The organism is Pedococcus sp. P5_B7, from assembly GCF_054049895.1.
In genome coordinates, this window is the sequence record NZ_JBFULM010000001.1 from 260,930 (window position 1) to 283,368 (window position 22,439).

The window sequence follows — 22,439 nt, forward strand, 5'->3', positions numbered from 1 at the left end:
CGCCGGCGACTAGACCGCACGCTTCTTGAGCTTGCGGCGCTCACGCTCGGACAGCCCGCCCCAGATGCCGAACCGCTCGTCGTGGGCCAGGGCGTACTCCAGGCACTCGGCCCGGACCTCGCACCCGACGCAGACCTTCTTGGCCTCCCGCGTCGACCCGCCCTTCTCAGGGAAGAACGCCTCGGGGTCCGTCTGGGCGCAGAGCGACCGCTCCTGCCACGACATCTGTACCTCTTCGCCACCTTCAAAGGTGACCAACTGAAGCTCTTGCACGGCTTCCTCCTCGACCCGGTGCGCCGCCATGTGTGTGATCAAGCGCGATCACAACAATGGAATTACACGCGTGTCATACGTGGTTCGTCAAGCGGAAGTCTGATATTTGCCCGATCGGACGAACCTTGATAACGCCTCTTCCCCGGACGCTAGAGGTGCGGTAGAAGTGCGGTGCACGTGCCCGGCGTAGGTCCGGCGGCCACGGGCGTCCATCCTGCGGGAGCCACCGGTCGCCTCGCAGGGCGGGGCTGCAAGACTGCGGGACATGCGCATCACGGCACTGGCCGGCGGCGTCGGAGGTGCCCGCTTCCTGCGTGGCCTCCGCACCCACCTCGACCGCTCCCCCGACCTCGCAGGCACCGAGCTCACCATCATCGGCAACACCGGTGACGACATCACCCTCTTCGGACTGCGGGTCTGTCCCGACCTCGACACGTTGATCTACACCCTCGGCGGCGGCATCCACGAGGGCCAGGGCTGGGGGCGCGCCGACGAGAGCCACCGGGTGCTCGGGGAGCTCGCGGCCTACGGTGCCGTGCCCCAGTGGTTCGCCCTCGGCGACCTCGACTTCGGCACCCACGTCGTGCGCTCGCAGTGGCTGGGCCAGGGCGTGTCCCTGTCCGAGGTGACCGCCCGTCTCGCGGCCCGGTGGGGGCTGCCCGACCAGCGCATCACGCTGCTGCCCATGAGCGACTCGCCCGTCGAGACCCACGTGGTCGTCGAGGACGAGCAGGGACAGCGGGCGATCCACTTCCAGGAGTGGTGGGTCCGCCACCAGGCGTCGATCCCGGCACAGCGCTTCCAGGCCGTCGGCATGGACCGCGCCACCCCCGCTCCCGGCGTCCTCGACGCGATCCGTGGCGCCGACGTGGTGCTCCTGCCGCCGAGCAACCCGGTCGTGTCCATCGGGATCATCCTCGGGGTTCCGGGCGTGCGAGATGCCTTGCGCGGCACCGCTGCTCCGGTGGTCGGCGTGTCACCACTCATCGGAGGTATGCCGGTGCGTGGCCACGCCGACGCGTGCCTGCGGGCGATCGGCGTGGACTCCACGACCGCCGCCGTCGCGGGACTCTACGAGGACTTCCTCGACGGGTGGCTCGTCTCCCCCGAGGACGAGTCGTCGGTGCGACTGCCCCGGGCGGCGGTGCGCGGCCGACCGCTGCTGATGACCGACACGGACGCGGCAGCCGAGATCGCGGGTGCCGCCCTCGACCTGGCGCTCGAGCTGACCACCCAGACCAAGGGCGCCTGACCGTGCCGACGCTCTCGATCGTGCCACTGACGGGCATGCCCGAGGTGCGACCCGGCGACGAGCTGGTCGTCCTGCTGCTCGACGCCGCCGCAGCGGCGGGCCTGACCCTGGTGGATGGCGACGTGCTCGTGGTCTCGAGCAAGATCGTCTCGAAATCCCTTGGCCTGTGGGCAGATTCGACGATCAAGAGCGCGGCCGTCGTCAGCCAGACAGTCCGTGTGGTGGCCGAGCGCCTGAGCGGCGACAAGGTGACACAGATCGTCCGGTCGACGGCCGGTCCGATCCTGGCCGCGGCCGGGGTGGACGCCTCCAACACCGGCGGGCGAGATGCCGTGCTGCTCCTGCCGGCCGACCCCGATGCGGAGGCGGAGCACCTGCGGGTGGCGCTGCTGGCCGCGACCGGCCTCAGGCGCCTGGGTGTGGTGCTGAGCGACACCGCTGGGCGACCGTGGCGGTTCGGGCAGACCGACTTCGCGCTGGGTGCCGCAGGCATCGACGTCGTCGACGACCTGCGCGGCGGTGTCGACGCCGACGGTCGGCCGCTGTCGGTCACCGCCCGCGCGGTCGGCGACGAGCTCGCGGCTGCCGCAGACCTGGTCAAGGGCAAGGCCGACGCGATCCCCGCCGCCGTGGTCCGCGGCACCGAGTGGGTCCTGGCCGACCGCGGCCGCGGCGCCCGCGCGCTCATCCGCGCAGGACGCGACGACTGGTTCGACTACGGCCGCGCCGAGGCCGTCCGGGCCGCCCTCGGCCTCGAGCCCGGCAGCTCGGGCGCCGCACAGCTCGGAATCGCTTCTGTCGCACCGGAACCCCTCGCCGTGCGCGTCGAGCGAGCGTGCTCGGTCGCAGCCGCCCACCTCCCGTTCGGCAGCGGTGCCGACACCAGCGGGGAGGCCTTCGTCGAGCTCTCGGCAAAAACGCCGTTCCAGGTGGGTGTGGTGGCCGCCCGTCTTCAGGTCGCGCTGTGGGGCGAGGGCATCGACTCCGCCCTCGACGGTGCGGACTTCCTCGGCCCGGACGGCGAGGCCCGGGTCCGCGTGACGGTCACCGACCGCTGAGGCCACCCCGTCGCACCGCGCCCTGTGGCGACCTGTTCGTCACCGAACGCGGGTCACGGCGGCCTGGTGACCACCGGAACCCAACACCTGCGGGCGGACTTCGTCAGCGGCGCGTCGGGAGGTGGGTCCTCGGGGCCATCCGGGGACCCCGCCGCGGACGAGCCGCCCCGGACAGCTCGAGCAGGTGCTGCACGCGGTAGCGGTGGCCCCGGTAGGGCTCGAGCAGCTCGGCGAGGACGTCGTCGTCGCGGGCCTCGCCCAACAGCGCCCAGGTGAGGTTCTTGGCCACGTGGTAGTCGCCGAAGCTCACGGAGTCGGGGTCACCCAGCGCGCGTTGGGCGACCTCGGCCGCCGTCCAGACGCCGATGCCCGGCACCGACCGCAGCCGTCGGTGGGCCGCGTCGAGGGGCAGGGTGGCGCACTCCTCCAGCCGGCCCGCCACCGCGGCCGCCCTCATCACCGTCCCTGACCGCGCGCCGTCCACCGACGCCGCCAGCCAGTCCCAGGACGGGATGGCCGCCCACTCCTGCGCCGTCGGGGCGACCCACAGCCGACGCTGCTCACCGGGGCCAGGGGCGCGCGAGCCGAACCGGTGGACCAGCGCCCGGTATCCACCGAACGCCTCCTTGCCGGTGACCTTCTGCTCGATCACCCCCGGGACCAGCGCGTGCATGACCAGGCCGGACCGCGGCACGTGCCACGCGGCATACCGCTTCCACGCCGTGGCGACCTGCGGATGGTGCGCCACGAAGTCACTGTCGTCGTCTCCGTCGCCGAGCAGCGCCGGCACCTGGTCGAGGGCCCACTGCGCTCCATCACCCCAGGCGGTCGCCACGACTTCACCGGCGTCGCGACGCTGGACGAGCCGCAGCGTTGCCGCCCCGGTGGGGGTCGGCAGCCCGAGCCACCAGCCGTCGCCCCGGTCGGACTGGAAGGTCGGATCGCCTCCCCCGCGACGGAACGCCGAGATCACCAGCCCCACCGCAGTGGCCCTGCCGGGACGCCACACACGGGTGGTCTCGGCGGTCGGGGACATGACGCCAGTGTTGCGCGTTGGGGTGACAGAGTCCGCAGGCGGGCCACGTAGACTCTGCGCGACCCGCCCCCGAACGACCCCGAGGAACCTGTGGCAAACAAGCGCGCGAGCCAGGACCGCAAGGCCCGACTGGCCGAGATCCAGAACCAGCAGAAAGCCAAGGAGCGCAAGGTCGTCGCCGGCATCGTCGTCGGTTGTCTCGTGCTGCTGGCCGGTCTCACGGGGGTCGTGCTCTACGCGATCAACGACGCGAAGGGCAAGCAGCTGCCGGCCCTCGGTGTCTCCGTGGCGGCCGCCAAGTGCGACCCCGTCACCACCGACGCCGCGACCGGTTCGGGCGAGCACGTCGGGCCGGGCACGCAGAAGCCCGACCAGACCTCGGTGCAGTACTCGACGATCCCGCCGAGCAACGGCGCCCACTTCGTCAGCCCCGACGTCAGCGGCCGTGACTTCTACACCGCCACCGACCGCCCGGTCCTCGAGACGCTGGTCCACAACCTCGAGCACGGCTACACGATCCTCTGGTACGACGGCACCAAGGTGAAGGACACCACGCTGCTCAAGGACGTCGCCGACCAGGCCAACAAGGTCGCCGAGACCAGCGGCAAGTTCAAGGTCGTCGAGTGGGACCCCAGCCGTGGCGCCTTCCCGGCCGACAAGCCCTACGCGCTCTCGCACTGGGCCAAGGACGCCGGTCACCGCCAGCTCTGCGGCGACCTCTCCGGACAGGTCATCATCGACTTCGTGAAGAAGTACCCGAAGGACGACACCCAGGAGCCGGGCGCCGCCTGACCCCCGGGTCTTCGGACCCGACCACGCCACGAGGTATGCCGCCCGCTCGCCTGAGCGGGCGGCATACCCGTGTCAGAGGTGGACGGGGCTGACGCGGAGCGCGGGGCCCGCGGGGGCGGCATCCTTGAAGGCCGCCCAGATGTACGTCGGGGCCATCGGTGCAGCCGCCTCGAGGACGCGGCCGGGGACGCGGGACACCCAGGCCGGGATCTGGTCGGTGCCGGCGAAGGCCGCGCTGTCCGCGAGCACCGGCAGCGTGTAGTCCCAGACGTCGAAGGCGCCGAAGAGCCGGCGCAGCCCGGCCCGGGAGTAGTAGTGCTCGTAGTAGTGCTCGCCGCGGCCGGTCAGCCGCAGGTAGCGGTCCGCGGCACCCTGCGGCAGCCAGGAGAGGAACGGCAGCTTGTAGTGCGGCTCGACGACCTGGTGGCGGTGGCCGATGCCGAGGTAGAGCACGCCGGTGGGGCTCAGCACGCGGTGGATGTCGGCGACGACCGACTCGGGGTCGACCACGTGCTCGTAGATGTGGTTGAAGACGACGACGTCCATCGACCCGTCCTCGAACGGCAGCGCCTCGCCCCGGGCCAGGCTGAACTCCACGCGTTCCCCGAACCGCTCCCGCGCCGCGACCAGCCCGGGCTCGTCGATGTCGACGCCGGTCGTGCGCGCACCGGCCAGGGCCAGCTCGTCGGCGATGAAGCCGGCCGAGCAGCCCACGTCGAGGGCGCGCAGGCCAGCCAGGTCGTCCCGCCCGAGCGCGTGCCGCACGACGGCCAGGATCTTCTGGGCCTTCTGCCGCCGCTTGCGCTCGTCGAGCATCGCGCCCATCAGCTCGGAGTAGGCGAGCTGCTCCTCGCGGGCGGACCCGTCGGACGTCACGAGCGGGACTCCTCGGCAGTCACGTCGGGGTCGACCTCGATGTGGTCGTGCTCGCGCTCCTCAGGAGAGGTGACCAGGTGGTGTGAGCGCGCGTAGAGCCAGCCGCCGAAGGCGAACACGACGTCGGCGGCCACGGTGAGGAAGCGCGAGATGACGACGACGGCGGTGGCGGCGGAGGTGGAGGTCACCGGGGCGAGGATCAGCACGAGGACGCCCTCGCGGACCCCGACGCCGGCTGGCAGGACCACGCTGAACATCGCGATCGACGACGCGAGCGCGAAGCCGGACAGGCTCGCGAGCACCAGCTGACCCGTGCCCGTGTCGGCGCCGATCGCCCGGGCCAGGACGAGGACGTGCAGGCCGGAGGAGATCCACGCGCCGATGAAGAAGAGGGTCGCGGTGAGGACGGCCCGCCCGGAGAGCCGGTGCTCGAGCTGCTCTCGGCGGAGCACCCGCAGGACGGTGGCGATCCCCCAGTTGAGCAGCGGCGGCCAGAGCACGACGGCCAGCAGCGGCACCGCGAGGAGCAGTGCCCAGCCGGTGCGCGCCGCCGAGTCGTCACGGGTGATGAGCAGGGGCAGGGCGGGCGCGCCCACGATCAGCCCGCAGATGGCCGCCATCGCCACCGAGACGAACGCGACCACCGCCGAGCGCTTGCGCGGGATGTGCAGCCGGGCGCCGATCTCGGCCTGCGCGACGATGCTCCAGACCGCTCCGGGCACGTACTTGCCCAGCTGGCCGACGAAGAAGATGCCGCCGGCCGGCGCGACGTGCAGGGGCGACCCGAGGTCGGCCATGAGGACCCGCCACCCCAGCACGGTGAAGACCGGGGGCAGGCAGACGAGCACCGCGGCCAGTGCGAACGTCCCGGCGTCGATGCGCCCGATGTCGGCGGACACCTCGCGCCAGTTCTTGGCCACCGCGACGGTCACCGCCGTGACGACCAACAGGGCCAACAGGATCCGCAGCCCGCTGAACAGGCGAGCGCGGTTCGTGGTGGGCGTGGTGGTGGGGCCCGGGGCCATGTCAGCGCCTCCGCAGGGTGAGCCGGAGCAGCCCGTATGCCGCGTCGGTGCGGGTGGACGTGTCGGAAGCCGACCGCATCCGCCCGGTGATGTCGCCGTCGAGGTCGCCGACGAGCACGAACCCGAAGTCGTGGGAGCGGGCCAGCACGGCGCGCACGTCCGCCGGCCCGAGGGCGCCCTCGGCCCCGGGGTGGCCGATCGGGAGCGTGACGCAGAGCAGGCCGCCGGACTTCAGCGCCCAGGAGGCCTGGCTCATCGCCTCGTCGATGTCGTCGGCGTCGCAGCCGCCGGGGTGCAGCCGCACGATGACGTCGAGCGAGGCGGTGTCGACGTCGAGCACCTCGACGCTCGACCGGTGGCCGGTGAGCTCGAGCTCGACCGGCGCGAACCCGATCGCTCGCGCCCACCGGGACAGCGGCGACCGGCTCCCCGACTCGTCGACGATCACGGCGCTGCGGCGGCCGTCGTCGCGGACCCTGACGATCGCGGCGAGGGCACCGAGGGCCGCCCAGGCGGCGATCCCGTCGCCGCACCGCGGCAGCCCGAGGCTCCGCGCGAGGGCCTTCGCGTCGTCTGCGTCGTGGCCGTCGGCGAGGACGTCGGAGGCGCGCACCCAGTCGGGCAGGTCCGCACGGGAGAGCTCGACCTCCGGCCGGGACGCGGCGACCACGGCGCGGACCGTGCTGGAGATCCGGTGCCGCAGGTGACCCGCGACGGCGGCTGCGCCGGTAGGGCCCTCGGCCACGTCGTCGTCGTCCGGCTCGGTGGCCGTCTCCACGGCCGCGAGCGCCTCGATCGTCCCGACGTAGCGAGCCCAGGGCCCCGACAGGTCGGGCGGGCGCACCTGGGCCCGGAGCTGGTCGGCGACGCCCGGTTGGGCCAGCCGCTGCAGGGCGGCCACCAGCGCCGCCTTGTCGCCCGGCGGCACGAGGAGGCCGTCGACGCCGTCGCGGACCTGTCCGCCGAAGGTGCCGACGTCGGAGGCGAGGACCGGCAGCCCGTGCTGCTGGCCGAGCAGGGCGTTCTGGGAGGCGGTCGCGCTGCGATAGGTCAGGGTGAGGACGTCGTGAGCGGCGAACAACGGCGCCAGCCGGTCGGCGGGTACGTAGCCGCCGTGCACCTCGACCCGGTCGCGCAGCCGAGGGTCCTGGGCCAGCTCCTTGACGCGCTCGCCGCTGGAGCCCCACATCTCGCCGGCCACGGTCAGTGTCGGGCCGGGCACGTCGGCGAGCGCCTCCATGAGGAGGTCGACGCCCTTGTAGTCGCGGACCATGCCGATGGCGAGCAGCCGCGGTGGTCCATCGTGCTCGACGCGGTCCACCGGTGCGCCACCCGGCAGGTGTGGTGGCAGGTCGGTCACGGAGACGCGCGGCGCCCCCAGCTCGTAGGCGAGCCGGGCCTGCTCGTCGCTGTGCACGAGGACGGCGTCCACCCGTTCGAGGAACTGCCGCATGAGCTCACGGTCACCCGGGTGCGTCTCGTGCGGCAGGACGTTGTGGGCGATCACCACCGTGCGCGGGCCCGGGTGTCGGGTCGTGCGCTGGACCGACCGGCGGCCCACTCCGGCCGCGCGCAGCAGCGCGAGGTGGGCGGGCACGACGGCGGGGATGACGTGGACGACCACGACGACGTCGAAGCCGCGCAGCCGGCGCCCGGTGCGCACCCACGTGTCGGGTCGGGCCCAGCTCAGCGCCCGCACGGTGCGCGGGAACGGCTCCACGTCAGGGGTCCCACCGGGCACGGCCTGCTCACCCGGGTAGAGCTTCGAGGGGTAGAGGTGTGACCACGACACCAGCGTCACGTCGTGGCCGGCCTCGGCCAGCTCGTGCGCGAGGCTCGTGGTGTGCGCGGCCACGCCACCCTTGTAGGGGTGGGTGGGGCCGACGACCGCCACCTTGAGGGCCGCGCTGGGGCTCATCGGACGCCCCCGGACCGCCGACCGCGCGTCGCCACGCGAGCCGGCCACCCGGCATACCGGGTCGTGCTCACACGCCGGTCCGCGAACGCACGACGAGGTCGGACAGCAACGCCAGCGAGCCGATCATGATGCCGCTGACGATGAGGAGCACCGTGCTCGCCGGGAAGTAGAACGGGTGGCGCACCATGTCGACCACGGCCTTGAGCACGCCGATGACGATCAGCCACAGGGCCGGCGGCATGAGCACCTTGAGCGGGTCGAAGTACATCACCATGCGCAGCACCTGGAGGATGTAGCGGTAGGCGTCGCGGACGAAGTGGAACTTGCTCACCCCGGCGCGCTTGGCGTAGCTCGTCGGGACGTACTTGACGTCGTGCTGGTTGGACAGGAACGCCAGCGTGATCGTCGTGACGCAGCTGAAGCCGGGGGGCAGGAGCCGCAGGTAGGGCAACGAGACCTCGCGCCGGAACGCCCGCAGGCCCGAGTTGAGGTCGGGGATGGTCTGGTTGGTGAGCTTCTCCGCGATCTTGCGGATCAGCCACTTCGCCGGGACGCGCGCCCACTTGTGGGTGCCCTCCTCGGTGGTGCGTGCGCCGACAACCTGGTCGTAGCTCGGGTCGTCGCGCAGGATCCGGACCAGCTCGGGGATCCGCTCGTTCTCGTAGGTCATGTCGGCGTCGGTCCAGACGACGATCTCGCCGTGCGCCTGCTGGGTGCCGATGCGGCGCGCGGTGCCACTGCCCCCGTTGCGGCGGAACGGCATCACCCGGATGTTGGCGTAGTCGCGGCTCGCCTGCTCGAGCACCTCGAGGGTGTTGTCGGTCGACGCGTCGTCGATGCAGAGCACCTCGTAGGTGAACTCGCTGGAGTTCATCGCCGCGGTGATCCGGTCGATCTCCTTGAGCACGTGCTGACCCTCGTTGAAGCAGGGCAGGACGATCGTGACGTACGGCTTGCCGTGGCCCGGTTCGCCCGGCAGCGGGGCCGCGGTGGGTGCGACCGCCGGGAGGTATGCCGCGTCGGCCGGGTGCATCGGCGCCTGCGCTGCCGGGGTGGCCGCTGTGGCCGGGGTGGCCGGTGCGCTGCTTGCTGGTCCGCCGGTGCCGATCACCTCGGTCGCGGGGTTCGACACCTGTGCGGGGTCGACGGGAATGCGCTCCGTGACGGGGGCGGCTGGGCCGGTGCTGGGGTGCTCGCTCATCTCGCGAGGAGCCTACCCGTCGCCCCACTCCCCCGTGCCCACCCTCGCCGAGCCCCGTAGTTCGGGGACGGAGGTCCAGGTCCCAGCAGCGGACCGGGTGACGACCGTCGGCTCGGGTGTGGAACGGTGGGGTCGTGGACACCCAACAGGTGCTTGAGCTGATGAAGTCCGTCGCCGCCGAGGTCATCACGCCGCGGTTCCGTTCGCTGGCCGACGGCGAGGTGATGGAGAAGAACCCGGGTGACCTCGTCACGATCGCCGACCAGGAGTCGGAGGCGATCCTCACGCGCGAGCTGTCGGCAGCCTTCCCCGGTGCGTTCGTCCTCGGCGAGGAGCTGACCTCAGTCGACCCGACCACCCTCGACCGCTTCGTCGAGGCCGAGCACGCGTTCACGGTCGACCCGGTCGACGGCACCAAGAACTTCGTCCACGGCTCCCCCGACCACGCCGTCATGGTGAGCGAGGTCGTCCGCGGCGAGACCGTCCGGGCGTGGATCTGGCAGCCCGAGCACGAGGTCGCGTGGGTCGCCGAGAAGGGCGCCGGCGTCTACCGCAACAGCGAGCGCATCGTCCGGGAGCCGGTCGCCGACGGGGTCCCCCCACGGGGTGTCACGTCGATCTGGCCGTTGCGCGGGCACTCGCTGGGGTCGATGCCCGCCCTGGTCGGGTCCTGGGTCTGCTGCGGCGTCGACTACCCCCGGCTGATGGAGGGTGCCGCCGACTACATCCTCTATGCGCGCAACAGCCCCTGGGACCACTCCCCCGGCACGCTGATGGTCACCGAGGCCGGCGGCTTCACCGGCTTCGCCGACGGAACGCCATACTCACCAACGGAACTCACGCCGGGCATCATCGTGGCTGCCGACCGCGGGACGTATGCCGCGGTGCGTCGCCACGCGGCCGACGCCTTCGCAAAGCGCAGCTGACGAGCACTCGCCGTACCCTCGCCCCATGACGTCGAGGACGTGGGCCCACACCGAGGTATGCCGCGTGGACGCCCTTGCGGGCGACCCCGCCGCACTGGGTGGCGCGGTGACGGTGGCGCTCTGCGGCCACTGGGAGCACGAGGGTCCGTGCCGGTGGGAGCACGTCACCCGCCCGGAGGTGGACGGTGGCGCCGTGGTGGTCACGGTGTGCTTCGACGCCGACCCCGAGGACGAGCAGGAGGTGCGAGAGCTCATCCGCTCGGCACTGGCCGCAGGGTCCCTGGTCGGCCCCGACGGCAGGACCACCACCTGGACCCCCACCTGGTCAGCGCAGACCTGAGGCGGAGACGAAGGGTCAGCCGAGCCGGCCGAGGTAGACCCGGATCGGCAGCTCCACCAAGGAGTCGGGGCGCTGCTCGAGCAGCCGGTCGTCCTCCTGGACCCGCGCATCCGCGCCCACGACGAAGCCCTTGAGCCCGAGCCGCTGCAGCCCCCCGGCCGAGTCGGCGGCGACCAGCACCACCCGCCCTCCCCGGGCCTCGACGGCCCGCTGGACCTGTTGGACGGCGGCCCCCAACCGAGCCGGGTCGTTGCGCAGGGCCGACGTCGTCGAGAGGGCGCTGACGCCGCAGTAGCCGCGCAGCACCTGGGGCCACTCGTTGGCGGCCCTCGAGTCCACCATCACGGCGACGTCGCCCGGGTGCATGGCGGCGCAGACCGTGTCGACCGCCGCCCACTCCCCCAGCTCGACCCGCTCGTCGGCGTGCGGACGGGTGGCCAGCGCGGTGGGCACGAGCAGGGCGGCCGCGATCCCCACGCTGACGGCGACGTTCACGGCATACGGGAGGCGCCTGGTGGACCACCGCGACACCACCGCCGCGCACGCCACGGTGAGGACCACGACGGTGGGCAGGGCGATGACGAGCCGGCGGTCGGCCCACGGGTGGTCGGGCGTGATGCCCGGACGGTAGAGGGTGAGCAGGGTGGAGCCGATCGCGACGATCGCCGGCGCGGTCCAGCCCGGCAGCGCGCGACCGTCGACCCAGGCCGAGGCGGCGCGATGGGCCAGCGCGGCGGTGGCGACCAGGGCGAGCGCGAGGGCCGCGGGCCCGACCCACCACGACATCCAGACCAGCGTGTGCTCGGCGTAGGTGCGGCCCCCGTCGACGGTCAGCCCCTGGCGCGCCTGCAGCCCGGCCACCACCCGTGCCCCGGGATCGGCGGCCGACTGGCGCACGACCTGCCACAGGGGGCGGCTCGCGAGCACCAGGCCCCCGAGGACGAACCCCACGGCGAGGACCCGCGGCAGCCACGCCTGGACGATGGTCGGCAACGCCCAGCCGCGCGCCGAACCCCACAGCAGGACGACGCCGAGCAGGCAGGCAGCGACGCCCATGGCGACGAGCGGGAGGAGCGAGCCGGCGATGCTGCCGAGGTACTCGCTCGAGGTCAGCCAGGTGGCGCCGAAGGCGATCGCGGTCGACAGGGCGGTCGAGACGGCGAGGGCCCTGGCGTGCGTCTGGCGTTGGAGCGCAGCCAGCACCACGACCGGGACGACCAGGACGACCTCGCGCAGCGCGTCGACGCGGATGGCGATCGCGCCGCCCATCAACACCCCCGCCACGACGGCGGCACGGCGGGCCGACACGACGTCCGGGAACGCCGCGCTGCGGGCCGCCAGGACGAGGGCCAGGAGCCCAGCGGCCAGCACCGGGAGGGACACGGGCTCGGAGTAGGTCGAGCGGGCGACGTGGAGCAGCGGGAAGAGCAGGCCCGTGCCCAGCGCGGCGAGCGGTCCCCACCGCGGGCCGACGACCGTGGCAGCGAGCAGCCCCACGCCCAGGACCGTGAGGCCGAACAGGATGGCGGGCGCCCAGGCCGTGCCTGCTGGACCGGCGACCCACCACGCCACGGAGTACCAGGCCGACGCCCCCACCGGGAACTGCGGCTGGATGCTCGGGTGCGATGGGGTGCCGGTCGCGTAGAAGGCCGGGCTGGCCAGCGTGATGCCGTCGATGGCCAGCACGTCAGGTCCGCCGACCGAGTCGGGGCCCACCGCGATCGGGCGGGAGTGGCCGGCTGCCAGCTGGATCGCGGACTGGAGGTAGGAGCCGGAGTCACGCCGCGGCAGCACCTGCTCGGAGTGGGTCGCGCCCGCCCAGACGACGGCTCCCACGGAGAGCAGCACCAGCAGGCCGGCCGACCAGACCGGGAGCGGCCGCACGGGCACGAGCGCCGCGCCGAACCCGGCCACCACCGCCAGCACCAGCAACACCGGCCCGGCGACCCAGGGGCTCCAGAGCCCGCCGAGCGACAGGAGCGCCGCGGCGACCGAGCCGAGGACGAGCCACAGGGCGGCCCACACCACCGTGCGGGTCACCAGCCAGCCGCCCCAGGCCTCGCCCTTCAGCAGCGGGAGGTCGCCGGGGTCGGGGGCATAGGGGTAGCGGCGGGACTCGCGGCTGCTCACAGACGGCAACGCTACTGCGCGGGAGGGCCTCGGCCGCGCACCGGTGCGCACCCTCGCGATAACCTCACGGCCATGCCTGACGACACCACGCAGTCCGCGGACCCGACCACTCCGCGCACCGTCATCACCTTCGGGACCTTCGACGTGCTGCACGTCGGGCACATCCGGATCCTCAAGCGCGCGGCCTCCCTGGGCGACCGCCTCGTCGTCGGCGTCTCGGCCGATGCGCTCAACGAGGCCAAGAAGGGCCGCGCCCCGGTCTTCTCCCAGGACGAGCGGCTCGAGATCATCGGCAGCCTGAAGTTCGTCGACGACGTCTTCGTCGAGGAGAGCCTCGAGCTCAAGCGGGACTACATCGTGGAGCACCGGGCCGACGTCCTGGCGATGGGCGACGACTGGAAGGGCCGCTTCGACTTCGTGTCCGACCTGTGCGAGGTCGTCTACTTCCCGCGCACCCCGTCCGTGTCGACGACCGAGCTCATCGAACACATCGCCAACACCGCCTGATGCCCGCCACCCCCGCCGAGGTCCTCGCGGCGATGCTGCGGTCCGACCCCGGCCGCCCCCGGGTGACCTTCTACGAGGACACCCCCGGCGCCACCCGCGGTGAGCGCATCGAGCTGAGCGCCAAGGTGCTCGCCAACTGGGTCAGCAAGGCCGCCAACGCCCTCCAGGAGGAGTGGGACCTCGCCCCCGGGTCGCGGGTGCGGCTCGCGCTGCCCCCGCACTGGCGTTCGCTCTACTGGGCGCTGGCCGTCTGGTCGGTCGGCGCGACGGTCGTCCTCGACGACGGTGACGCCGACCTCGTCGTCACCGATGACCCTGCGAGGGCCACCCCGGCCCCGACGCCGTCCGTGCTCGTGACGCTCGCCGCCCTGACCCGCGGCGCGGCGGCGCCCGTCCCCGCGGGGGTGATGGACGAGGCCAAGGAGCTGGCGACGTATGCCGACCAGTTCAGCCCGTGGGAGGAGCCGGCTCCCAGCGACCTTGCCGTGACCGGCGCCGGCGCCGACGCGGCATACGAATCCGTTGTCCCACCAGCGAATTGGGCCGAGGGCAGCCGCGTGCACACCGCGGACGACTCACTCGCGAGCGTGCTGTCGACGGCCCTCGGCGCGTGGTCGGTGGACGGCTCGCTCGTGCTGTCCCGCGGTCCGGAGCCCGACGGTGGCCGTTCCGCTCGGCTGTCCTCCGAAGGCGTGACCGTCGAGGCCTAGCGCCGCAACACCCAGCGCCACCGCACCTGGAGCCACCGCACCTAGCGGCGGCGCAGCTCCGCCTCGAGGGCCTGCCAGGTGAGGGTGGCGACCACCCCGGTCCGGGCGAGCTTGGCGCGGCCCTGGAGCGCCTTGACCGCGGTGGTGGTGGCCGGCCCGAAGGTGCCATCGGCCTTGGTGCCCAAAGCCTTCTGCAGCGCCGTGACGGCCGTCCCGTGCGAGCCCGGCTTGAGGACGGTGCCGTAGTAGGCGCGCAGCGGGTAGTCGCGGTTCTCGAGGGCCTGCCAGACCCGGCTGTCGACCACACCGGTCTGGGCCAGCTGGTGGGACTTCTGGAAGGCCTTGACCGCGGCGGTCGTGCGCGCACCGAAGGCACCGTCGACGGCCAGGCCGCCGAGGGCCCGCTGGAGGGTCTTGACGGCGGTGCCGCGCGAGCCGGCCTTGAGGACGGTGGACTTCAGCGCGGTGTACGGCGTGGCGACGCGCGTGGTGCTCCGGGAGGCCGAGTCGGTGCTGCCGGTGCCGCCCATCAGCGCGGCCCACGTGCTCGGGCCGACGATGCCGGTGGCAGGGAGGTTGCGGCGGGCCTGGAACGCCTTCACGGCAGCCTCGGTCTGGGGACCGAAGGCACCGTCGGCCGTGATCCCGAGGGCCTTCTGGAGGGCGACGACCGCGGCCCCCGAGGAGCCCTTCGTCAAGGTCAGCTTGGCGTAGGCCGCGAGCGGGCTGGCGGGAGTCGTCACCGGCGGCTTCGCGGGGGTCGTGACCGGCGGCTTGGCCGGGGTGACGGGGGGCTTGGCCGGGGTGACCGGGGGCTTGGCCGGGGTGGGGGGCGTCGTCGCCGTGCCGCGGGGCGGGATCAGCTTGAGCGCCACCATCTTCGCCCAGGTCGCGGGGTCGAGCTGGCCGGTCACCTTGACGCCGTGGGCGGCCTGCCAGGTCTTGAGGGCGGCGGCGGTCTTCGGACCGAAGACGCCGTCGGCCGTGACGCCGATGACCTTCTGCGCCAGCACCACGTCTGGACCGGTCGCGCCCTGGATGAGCAAGGAGTAGACGGCCGAGGGAGTCTGCGGTGGCGTCGTCGGCTTGGGTGCCGAGGCGGGCCCGGGGCTGACCGTCGTGAGGGCCTTGCCGGTCCACCAGGAGGTGCGGGCGTAGGCCCCGTCCCACGAGAAGGAGAAGTGGATGTGGTCCGTGTGCGGCACCGGGCCGGTGTAGGGAGCCCAGCCGCGCGCCGGGTCGTAGGCGCGCCACATCTTGTGGTTCCAGATGATGTACATGATCCCGAACCGGCGGGCCATGGCACCGGGACGACCCTGCGCGTCAGGCGCCGACAGCCACTGGGTCACCGAGTCGGCGATGGCCTTCTCGTCGGGCTTGTTGACGCTCAGCATCCAGTCCCAGGCACGACCTTCGGAGTGCTCGGTGAGGCCGCTGTTGCAGTTCCGCGTGATGCCCCACTCCGAGGTGCCGACCTTGTAGTGGCTCGACATCAGCTTGGCGAAGGCCACGACGCCCGGCTTGGCCTGCGGGTCGCAGAGCCGCTGCGCCTGGTAGGGCGGGGCCACGTCGAGGGCGGACGGCAGGCTCTTGGTCGGGGGCTTGGGCAGGGTGGCCGCATCCGCGGTCGCCATCCCGACGGGGACGGTGAGCACAGGGATGGCCAGGACGCCGAAGGCACGCACGACACGCGACACGAGAACTCCACGGGGAAGGGCGACCCGGATCCCGAGCCGCACGGACGAATGAAACACCCGCCCCACGCGTCACGTGCGGAGCAGGCAGGACATTTGTCCCACCAGTACTCACCCGTCACAAGAGGTTCGAGCGAACTACAACCACGGAATTCGCTCCCGCCTCCCCCGAACGGCCCAGCCACCCACCCGACGGCCGCCATGTGCGGCGCGCACGCGGCATACCGCGGACTGTGGGGAGGGACCACGCAAAGAGGCCGGAGGGGTCCGGCTAGAGTCCACGCCATGGACAAAGTCGTCTCCACCGCGGCCGAAGCCATCGACGGGATCGTCGACGGCTCCTCCCTCTCGGTGGGCGGGTTCGGGCTCTGTGGCATCCCGAGCGTGCTCATCGCGGCGATCCACGATGCGGGGGTGAAGGACCTCGAGGCGATCAGCAACAACTGTGGCGTCGACGACTGGGGCCTGGGCATCCTGCTCAAGGACAAGCGGATCCGCCGGATGGTCTCGTCGTACGTCGGGGAGAACAAGGAGTTCGAGCGCCAGTACCTCTCGGGCGAGCTCGAGGTGGAGCTGACGCCGCAGGGCACGCTGGCCGAGCGGCTGCGCGCCGGCGGCAGCGGCATCCCCGCGTTCTACACCGTGACGGGCGCCGGCACCCAGGTGGCCGAGGGCGGGTTGCCCTGGCTGTATGCCGCGGACGGCACCGTCGCGAAGGCGTCACCGGCCAAGGAGACCAAGGTCTTCGAGGTGGACGGGCAGGACAAGGAGTTCGTCCTCGAGCGCGCGATCGTCGCCGACTTCGGGCTGGTCCGGGCCTGGAAGGGCGACCGGCACGGCAACCTCGTCTTCAACCAGAGCGCCCGCAACTTCAACCCGCTGGCCGCGATGGCCGGCCGGGTCACGGTCGCGGAGGTCGAGGAGCTGGTCGAGCCCGGCGAGCTCGACCCCGACCAGGTGCACCTGCCCGGCATCTACGTGCACCGGGTGCTGCCGCTGACCGCCGACCAGGCCAGGGAGAAGCGGATCGAGCGCCGCACCGTGCGCCCCCGCCCCCCTGTCACCACCACGGACGAGACCAACCAGACGACCGCGCAGGAGGCCTGAGATGGCACTGACCCGTGAGCAGATGGCCGCCCGCGCGGCCTCGGAGCTGTCCGACGGCTCCTACGTCAACCTCGGCATCGGCCTGCCGACGCTGGTCCCCAACTATGTCCCCGACGACGTCGAGATCGTCCTGCAGTCCGAGAACGGCATCCTCGGCGTCGGTGCGTATCCCGTTGACGGTGAAGAGGACCCGGACCTCATCAACGCCGGCAAGGAGACGGTCACGCTGCGTCGTGGCTCGTCGTTCTTCGACTCGGCCACGTCGTTCGGGATGATCCGCGGCGGCAAGGTCGACGCCGCGATCCTCGGCGCCATGCAGGTCTCGGCCAAGGGCGACATCGCCAACTGGATGATCCCCGGCAAGATGGTCAAGGGCATGGGCGGTGCGATGGACCTGGTCCACGGCGCCAAGAAGGTCATCGTCCTCATGGAGCACAACGCCAAGGACGGCTCCTACAAGATCGTCGACGAGTGCTCCCTGCCCTACACCGGACGCGGTGTGGTGCAGCGGATCATCACCGACCTGTGCGTCTTCGACGTCACCGACTCGGGCCTGGTGCTGCGCGAGCTCGCCGAGGGCGTCACCGAGGACGAGGTCCGGGACAAGACCGAGCCCGACTTCACCGTCGACCTCACCGCGTAGGGCGACCGCGTCAGGCAGCAGCCACGACAGAGCCGGCCGGACCCACGGGTCAGGCCGGCTCTGTCGTCGGTTCAGCGCAGGATGTTCGAGAAGATCTGCCAGCCGTTGCCCACGACCACGCGGGGCTTCCACCCACCGGTGCCGTTGCCCGGGTAGAGGTAGAGCAGACCTGACGAGGTGCGGGCGAGGACGTCGGCCTTGCCGTCGCCGTTGAAGTCCCCACCACTCGTGAGGGCGGTGAAGGTGTTCCAGCCGCTGCCGACCTTGACCGTCGGCTGCCACCCACCCGAGCCGTCGCCGGCGTAGAGGTACAAGGTGCCGTCGGCCGTCCGCGCCAGCACGTCGGGGTGGCCGTCACCGGTGAAGTCCCCGGGGCTGAGGATCGAGGTGAAGATGTTCCAGCCACCACCGATCGTGGTGTGGCTCTTGAAGCCGCCGGTTCCGTTGCCGGAGTAGAGCCAGAGCGCGCCGTCGCTCGCCCGGCGCGCGATCAGGTCGGTCAGGCCGTCGCCGTCGAAGTCACCGACGGGCAGGACCAGGTTGTGGATGGTCCAGCCGGCGCCGATCTTCTTGGGGGCCGCGAAGGTGCCGCTGCCGGTGCCGCTGCGCAGGAACAGGTTGCCGGCGGTGTCCTGCACGATGACGTCGCTGGTGGTGTCGGCGTCCCACGTGCCGGCCGTCAGGGCCTTGGCGTAGGCGTTCCAGCCGCTGGGCTCGGCCACCGTGCTGGAGCTCCACCCACCCGTGCCGTTGCCGGAGTAGACCCGCAACGCGCCACTGCTGGCATGGACCGCGAGGACGTCCATCTTCGCGTCGCCGGTGACGTCGCGCGGGAACGACGAGGCGGACTCGAGCCGAGGCGCGAACCAGTCGCTCCAGGTGTTGCCGAAGACGCTGCGCAGGGACGAGACGCTCGGGCTGACCGACCCCTTGGATCCGGCGATCGTGGCGGCGAGGACCCGGCCACCCTGGTCGCCGAGCCCGTTGCGCTGGGTGATCGTCATCGACTTGAACGACCCGATGGTGGGGTAGCTGCCCTCGATCGTCGAGGTCGACATCGTGTGCGTCCACGTGTGGTACGGGTTCGAGGGCGTCGCGTCGTAGTCGTCGCGCTTGGCCACGAGGTAGGGCTTGCCACCGTCGGAGGACCAGCCCCCGTCCGACGCGCTGAACTGGGTGAAGGCGGCCTTGCCGGTGTAGAGCACCGCCATCTGGGCCGTGGCGGTGATGGCGTCGTTGGTCGACGTGAACTCGTTCGAGGTGCTGCCGGTCTTGGTCGGCTTGAAGACCTGGCTGCGGGTGTCGTCGTAGACGTCGTACCAGGGGGGCGAGACCGGCGCATTGGTGCGGTGCCACTCGGCGAACGACCGGGCCGCCGCGGTCTGGGCCCGCAGGGTGGCGGCCGGCCAGGAGGCGAAGACCTCGCTCGGCACCACGGTCCGCAGGTAGCTCTCCATCGGGAGCGCCACGACCGGCACGAGGGACTCGGCGCCGGGGCTGCCGCTGAGGATCCCCCTGACCTGCCCGCGGTACTGCACCTGGGTGGTCCCGCGGTAGGTCGTGACGATCCCGGACGTGCTGTTGAGGAAGGCGCCGGTCGACGGCACGCTGGCGTTGGCGTACAGCAGCCAGGTCGCCGAGCCGGTGGGGAGGTACTCGAGCCGGAACTTCGTCGGGGTGCCCGAGACCTTGGGCGCGGGGATGAGCCGCCACCGGGTGATGGTCTGGCCGCCCCGCTCGGTCGGCAGGGGCGAGGAGTCGGTGAGGTTCCAGGTCACGCGCAGCCCGGTGGCCGGCACGGCCTGCACGGTCGTGCCGAGGGAGGCCACCCGCACCCGGATCGTGGGGTTGCCCATCGAGCCGACGGTGGTGCCGGGGTAGTAGAAGCCCACGATCTGCTGCCAGGTGAGGCCCGCTTCCGCCGCCCCGAGGGCGCCGTACTGGGACATGCCGTGCCCGTGGCCGTTGCCGTGACCCGTGATGGTCAGGGTGCCGTCGGCGGGTCGGGGGTACACCTCGGCGGCACCCGCCGGGCCCGCGGACACGACGAGGCCGACGGCCACGGCCACCCCGGCGGCGGTCAGCGACCGCAGCGGGCCCGACCTAGCCCAGGACATTCGCAGCACCTGCAGGAGCGGTGACGGGCTGGCGAATGGAGCTGAACCCCTTCGTGCCGTCGCCAGCGTAGAGCCAGAGCTTTCCACCGTTGTCCTCTGCCAGTAGGTCGTTCTTGCGGTCTCCGTTCAAGTCTCCCACCCCCATCACGCGACGTAGGTCGGTTTGCCCGGAAATGGCCACCACGTAGTCGTTCAGCGTGCCGGGACCACTACCGCGGTAGAGCAGGACTGCCCCGTCGCTCTTGCGCAGGGCCACGACGTCACCGTTGAAGTCGCCGTTGACGGCTCCGGCAGCGGTGACGCTGCTCATCACCTGCCACCCGAGCCCCAGCTGCATCGACCACGCGAAGGTCCCGCTGCGGGTCATCGTGTACATCCGCAGCTCGCCTCCCGCGGTCCGGGCGAGGAGGTCGGGCACCCCGTCGTTGCTCAGGTCACCGGCGGCCTCCACGAGGTCGAAGACCTGCCAGCCCTTGCCGATCGGGGTGCTGGAGGTCGCGAAGCCTCCGCCACTCTGGCCGCGCAGGAGGAAGAGGTCGCCGTTGGCGGCGTCCCTCGCGACGGCGTCCGTGCGACCGTCGCCGTCGAGGTCCCCGACGACGCGCACGAGGTCCATCCCGGCCACCTGCACACCGGCCGACGCGGGCGCGGAGCCGAAGTCCCGTTGACCCGTGCCGCTGTAGAGGCGAAGGGTCGAGTCACCCGGCACGCGAGCGATCACGTCGGCGTGGCCGTCACCGTCCCAGTCGGCCCCACTCGTGACGTGGTCGAGCGAGGACCAGCCCCCGCCCCAGAAGTTGTAGCGGGCCAGCCTGCCCGCGGCATCCGCGTAGTAGGTGCGCATCACGCCGTCGCGCTGGCGGACGACGAGGTCACCGGCGTGGCCGTCACCGTCGAGGTCCGGGCCCGCCGTGATGCTGTCGAGCGAGCTCCAGCCGCTCCCCCAGGTGCGGGCCGCACCGAGGCCTCCCGACGCCGTGCCGGGATAGAGCACGAGCTGGTTGTCGGAGGTGCGGATGCCCAGCAGGTCGGGGTGACCGTCGCCGGTCAGGTCACCGGCACTCGTGAGCGTCCGGACGCCGCCGAACCCGGACCCGATGACCACACCGGAGGTCACCCACCCGCGGCCGTCACCGGCATACAGGAGCAGGGCACCGTCGTTGCGCACGGCCAGGAGGTCGGCGCGACCGTCGCCGGTGCGGTCGCCTGCGGCGACCAGTCGACTCATGACGTTCCAGCCACCACCCTTCACGGCCATCGTGCCGAAGCCGCCGCGGCCGTTCCCCGGGTAGACGAGCACGGCGTTGCGACCGGGGTCGCGGGCGATGATGTCGGCCCGACCGTCACCAGTGAAGTCCGGGGTGAGGATGATGTCGTCGAGGGCGTTCCACCCCCTGCCGATGATCCGCGACGAGGTCACCGGCTGCGGGGAGGCGCTGGTGAGCCGCTGGACGGTCCCACTCATCGCCGGCGGGTTGAGCGTGCCCGGGTAGGTGAGCAGGTCGGGGGTCGGGCCACTGTCGAGCGACCGCGAGATGCCCGACCGCTGCAGCGAGCCGATCATCGACGCCACGGCACTGCGGATCGTGGGCAGGCGGTTGTACATCGCCTGCCCGGGACAGCTGGTCGAGACGCCGTCGCGGTGCCCCGAGATGCGGTTGAAGGTCTTGTCGCGGGCGAACACGGTGCCCGTGGCGGGGTTGCCGTGCAGGGTGAACTTCCAGGCGATGGTGCGCTCGATCGCCGTCAGCATCGCGGCTGGCGGGGTGGCCGAGGTGAAGTCCCCCATCGCGGCGACGCCGAAGGACCACGAGTTGTAATTGGCCGTGTGCGCGCCGATGACGGCCTTGTCGACTCCGCCGTAGCGCCCTTCCCAGGTCCGGCCGAACCGGTCGACGAGGAAGTTGTAGCCGATGTCGTTCCAGCCCTGGCCGTTCACGTGGTAGTCGTAGATGCCGCGGATGATCGCCGGCACCTGGGCGCTCGAGTAGGTGTTGGTGCCGGCGGTGTGGTGGACGAAGGCGATGTGCGCCTGCCCGTAGCCGACGCTCCCCTTCCGCATCGACTCGTCGGCACCCCATTCCTTGCGCGTGTGGATGGTCGGCCGCGCCGCAGCAGCCGTGGCTGCCCCCGGGGTGGCGGCGCCCGCGGCGCCGTCCGCGTCCGAGCTGCCGGGGTCGACGACCGACACCTGCACGGTCGGCGCCACAGCCTTGGGGCTGAGCACCCGCACCTGGGTCTGGTCGCCGTCCACGACGTAGGGGCTGGTGCCCTCGCGCGTGACGCGGCGTCCCTCGGCGCCCCCCGGCCCGTCGACGTCCGGGGCGTGGTCGTCGTCGCGGTCCATGGTCTGCCACGCGTCCCAGACGCCGTCCTTGTGGATGCGCACCTGGATGACGTCGCCGGCCCCGAGCTGTCCCTTGACCCAGGTCGCGCCGACGACCGCGAGGTCGCGGTGCACCGCCTGGGCCGCGGTGACCGCCCCCGACCGGGTCGACGACGGCCGGGCCCCGCCGAGCTGGTCGACGGCCTTCGCAGTGGCGGTCACCTGCACCCGGCTCGACCGCACCGGGTGGGTCTGCGCCGCGGCGGCGCTGCCGGGGAGCGGCCCGACGGTGACGACCGAGGCGGCGACCAGGGCCAGGCTCAGACCGAGCGAGGGGGCAGCGGTCCGGTGCAGCAGGGCGGACCAGATCAGTGGGGACGCAGACATGAGAGATCTCGCAGGAGTCGGGTGCGGTGGGCATGGAGCAGCAAGCGCGAGTTACCCGACACGATGCCCCACAACCGGTGCATAAGCAGCACAAGTTCCCAATTTTCACAGCAGACACAGG

The 22,439-nt window shown here is 72.1% G+C and carries 19 protein-coding genes; 9 read left to right on the top strand and 10 right to left on the bottom strand.

What is annotated here, in order from left to right; translation table 11 throughout:
* Positions 1 to 9: 9 nt before the first annotated feature.
* Positions 10 to 225, bottom strand: a complete 216-nt coding sequence (locus ACXJKD_RS01205) for a WhiB family transcriptional regulator (RefSeq protein WP_153269213.1) — start codon at positions 223 to 225, stop codon at positions 10 to 12.
* 313 nt (positions 226 to 538) lie between these two features.
* Here ACXJKD_RS01205 and cofD point away from each other — a divergent pair, with 313 nt between their 5' ends.
* Positions 539 to 1,525, top strand: a complete 987-nt coding sequence (cofD, locus tag ACXJKD_RS01210) for a 2-phospho-L-lactate transferase (RefSeq protein ID WP_457252498.1) — start codon at positions 539 to 541, stop codon at positions 1,523 to 1,525.
* Between the two features lie 2 nt (positions 1,526 to 1,527).
* The gene (locus tag ACXJKD_RS01215; RefSeq protein WP_457252499.1) at positions 1,528 to 2,583 is read left to right on the top strand and encodes a coenzyme F420-0:L-glutamate ligase; all 1,056 of its coding nucleotides are present in this window, start codon (positions 1,528 to 1,530) and stop codon (positions 2,581 to 2,583) included.
* 103 nt (positions 2,584 to 2,686) lie between these two features.
* On the opposite strand, the gene ACXJKD_RS01220 is transcribed toward ACXJKD_RS01215, so the two are convergent.
* Entirely contained in the window at positions 2,687 to 3,619 is a 933-nt protein-coding gene (locus tag ACXJKD_RS01220) for a DNA-3-methyladenine glycosylase family protein (RefSeq protein ID WP_457252500.1), read from the bottom strand.
* Positions 3,620 to 3,709: 90 nt separating this feature from the next.
* On the opposite strand from ACXJKD_RS01220, the gene ACXJKD_RS01225 reads away from it, so the two are divergent.
* A complete protein-coding gene (locus ACXJKD_RS01225) occupies positions 3,710 to 4,411 on the top strand; it encodes a DUF3105 domain-containing protein (RefSeq protein ID WP_457252501.1) in 702 nt (233 codons plus the stop codon).
* 72 nt (positions 4,412 to 4,483) lie between these two features.
* Here ACXJKD_RS01225 and ACXJKD_RS01230 read toward each other — a convergent pair whose 3' ends face one another.
* The 4 genes from ACXJKD_RS01230 to ACXJKD_RS01245 all read right to left on the bottom strand — a co-directional run bounded on the left by ACXJKD_RS01230 (position 4,484) and on the right by ACXJKD_RS01245 (position 9,431).
* Positions 4,484 to 5,287, bottom strand: coding sequence for a methyltransferase domain-containing protein (locus ACXJKD_RS01230; protein WP_457252502.1), 804 nt, complete (start codon positions 5,285 to 5,287; stop codon positions 4,484 to 4,486).
* A complete protein-coding gene (locus ACXJKD_RS01235; RefSeq protein ID WP_457252503.1) occupies positions 5,284 to 6,312 on the bottom strand; it encodes a lysylphosphatidylglycerol synthase domain-containing protein in 1,029 nt (342 codons plus the stop codon). Before ACXJKD_RS01235 ends, ACXJKD_RS01230 begins: the two co-directional genes overlap by 4 nt.
* A 1-nt stretch (position 6,313) precedes the next feature.
* Entirely contained in the window at positions 6,314 to 8,230 is a 1,917-nt protein-coding gene (locus ACXJKD_RS01240; protein WP_457252504.1) for a glycosyltransferase, read from the bottom strand.
* 67 nt (positions 8,231 to 8,297) lie between these two features.
* Positions 8,298 to 9,431, bottom strand: coding sequence for a glycosyltransferase family 2 protein (locus tag ACXJKD_RS01245; protein ID WP_457252505.1), 1,134 nt, complete (start codon positions 9,429 to 9,431; stop codon positions 8,298 to 8,300).
* A 134-nt stretch (positions 9,432 to 9,565) separates the two neighbouring features.
* Between ACXJKD_RS01245 and ACXJKD_RS01250 the strand changes: the two genes are divergently transcribed.
* Together ACXJKD_RS01250 and ACXJKD_RS01255 are read left to right on the top strand one after the other, a co-directional pair.
* Positions 9,566 to 10,357: an inositol monophosphatase family protein gene (locus ACXJKD_RS01250; RefSeq protein WP_457252506.1), complete on the top strand. Its 792-nt coding sequence runs from the start codon at positions 9,566 to 9,568 to the stop codon at positions 10,355 to 10,357.
* A 25-nt stretch (positions 10,358 to 10,382) separates the two neighbouring features.
* Positions 10,383 to 10,697 (top strand): hypothetical protein, encoded by a 315-nt coding sequence (locus ACXJKD_RS01255; RefSeq protein ID WP_457252507.1) that lies wholly within the window; start codon positions 10,383 to 10,385, stop codon positions 10,695 to 10,697.
* Positions 10,698 to 10,712: 15 nt separating this feature from the next.
* Here ACXJKD_RS01255 and ACXJKD_RS01260 read toward each other — a convergent pair whose 3' ends face one another.
* Entirely contained in the window at positions 10,713 to 12,827 is a 2,115-nt protein-coding gene (locus ACXJKD_RS01260; protein WP_457252508.1) for a hypothetical protein, read from the bottom strand.
* Positions 12,828 to 12,899: 72 nt separating this feature from the next.
* Between ACXJKD_RS01260 and ACXJKD_RS01265 the strand changes: the two genes are divergently transcribed.
* Together ACXJKD_RS01265 and ACXJKD_RS01270 are read left to right on the top strand one after the other, a co-directional pair.
* On the top strand, positions 12,900 to 13,334 hold the full coding sequence (locus ACXJKD_RS01265; RefSeq protein WP_457252509.1) for an adenylyltransferase/cytidyltransferase family protein: 435 nt from the start codon (positions 12,900 to 12,902) through the stop codon (positions 13,332 to 13,334).
* Positions 13,334 to 14,044: a TIGR03089 family protein gene (locus tag ACXJKD_RS01270; RefSeq protein WP_457252510.1), complete on the top strand. Its 711-nt coding sequence runs from the start codon at positions 13,334 to 13,336 to the stop codon at positions 14,042 to 14,044. Before ACXJKD_RS01265 ends, ACXJKD_RS01270 begins: the two co-directional genes overlap by 1 nt.
* Before the next feature lie 41 nt (positions 14,045 to 14,085).
* Here the strand turns inward: ACXJKD_RS01270 and ACXJKD_RS01275 are convergent, their stop codons facing one another.
* Complete coding sequence (locus ACXJKD_RS01275; protein WP_457252511.1) at positions 14,086 to 15,741, bottom strand: peptidoglycan-binding domain-containing protein; 1,656 nt, start codon at positions 15,739 to 15,741, stop codon at positions 14,086 to 14,088.
* A 282-nt stretch (positions 15,742 to 16,023) separates the two neighbouring features.
* On the opposite strand from ACXJKD_RS01275, the gene ACXJKD_RS01280 reads away from it, so the two are divergent.
* Both ACXJKD_RS01280 and ACXJKD_RS01285 read left to right on the top strand, forming a co-directional pair.
* Positions 16,024 to 16,845 carry a CoA transferase subunit A gene (locus tag ACXJKD_RS01280; RefSeq protein ID WP_457252512.1) on the top strand — a complete coding sequence of 274 codons (822 nt, stop codon included), beginning with the start codon at positions 16,024 to 16,026 and terminating at the stop codon, positions 16,843 to 16,845.
* A gap of 1 nt (position 16,846) precedes the next feature.
* Positions 16,847 to 17,488 (top strand): CoA transferase subunit B, encoded by a 642-nt coding sequence (locus ACXJKD_RS01285; RefSeq protein WP_457252513.1) that lies wholly within the window; start codon positions 16,847 to 16,849, stop codon positions 17,486 to 17,488.
* A gap of 71 nt (positions 17,489 to 17,559) precedes the next feature.
* On the opposite strand, the gene ACXJKD_RS01290 is transcribed toward ACXJKD_RS01285, so the two are convergent.
* Both ACXJKD_RS01290 and ACXJKD_RS01295 read right to left on the bottom strand, forming a co-directional pair.
* Entirely contained in the window at positions 17,560 to 19,605 is a 2,046-nt protein-coding gene (locus tag ACXJKD_RS01290; RefSeq protein ID WP_457252514.1) for an FG-GAP-like repeat-containing protein, read from the bottom strand.
* Positions 19,592 to 22,318: an FG-GAP-like repeat-containing protein gene (locus tag ACXJKD_RS01295; RefSeq protein WP_457252515.1), complete on the bottom strand. Its 2,727-nt coding sequence runs from the start codon at positions 22,316 to 22,318 to the stop codon at positions 19,592 to 19,594. Before ACXJKD_RS01295 ends, ACXJKD_RS01290 begins: the two co-directional genes overlap by 14 nt.
* Positions 22,319 to 22,439: the final 121 nt, after the last annotated feature.

Bases quoted from the DNA above. Each gene is read 5' to 3' on its own strand.
- ACXJKD_RS01205 (WP_153269213.1), bottom strand. From the start codon at position 225: ATGTCGTGGCAGGAGCGGTCGCTCTGCGCCCAGACGGACCCCGAGGCG.
- cofD (WP_457252498.1), top strand. From the start codon at position 539: ATGCGCATCACGGCACTGGCCGGCGGCGTCGGAGGTGCCCGCTTCCTG.
- ACXJKD_RS01220 (WP_457252500.1), bottom strand. From the start codon at position 3,619: ATGTCCCCGACCGCCGAGACCACCCGTGTGTGGCGTCCCGGCAGGGCC.
- ACXJKD_RS01235 (WP_457252503.1), bottom strand. From the start codon at position 6,312: ATGGCCCCGGGCCCCACCACCACGCCCACCACGAACCGCGCTCGCCTG.
- ACXJKD_RS01240 (WP_457252504.1), bottom strand. From the start codon at position 8,230: ATGAGCCCCAGCGCGGCCCTCAAGGTGGCGGTCGTCGGCCCCACCCAC.
- ACXJKD_RS01245 (WP_457252505.1), bottom strand. From the start codon at position 9,431: ATGAGCGAGCACCCCAGCACCGGCCCAGCCGCCCCCGTCACGGAGCGC.
- ACXJKD_RS01255 (WP_457252507.1), top strand. From the start codon at position 10,383: ATGACGTCGAGGACGTGGGCCCACACCGAGGTATGCCGCGTGGACGCC.
- ACXJKD_RS01265 (WP_457252509.1), top strand. From the start codon at position 12,900: ATGCCTGACGACACCACGCAGTCCGCGGACCCGACCACTCCGCGCACC.
- ACXJKD_RS01270 (WP_457252510.1), top strand. From the start codon at position 13,334: ATGCCCGCCACCCCCGCCGAGGTCCTCGCGGCGATGCTGCGGTCCGAC.
- ACXJKD_RS01280 (WP_457252512.1), top strand. From the start codon at position 16,024: ATGGACAAAGTCGTCTCCACCGCGGCCGAAGCCATCGACGGGATCGTC.
- ACXJKD_RS01285 (WP_457252513.1), top strand. From the start codon at position 16,847: ATGGCACTGACCCGTGAGCAGATGGCCGCCCGCGCGGCCTCGGAGCTG.
- ACXJKD_RS01290 (WP_457252514.1), bottom strand. From the start codon at position 19,605: ATGTCCTGGGCTAGGTCGGGCCCGCTGCGGTCGCTGACCGCCGCCGGG.
- ACXJKD_RS01295 (WP_457252515.1), bottom strand. From the start codon at position 22,318: ATGTCTGCGTCCCCACTGATCTGGTCCGCCCTGCTGCACCGGACCGCT.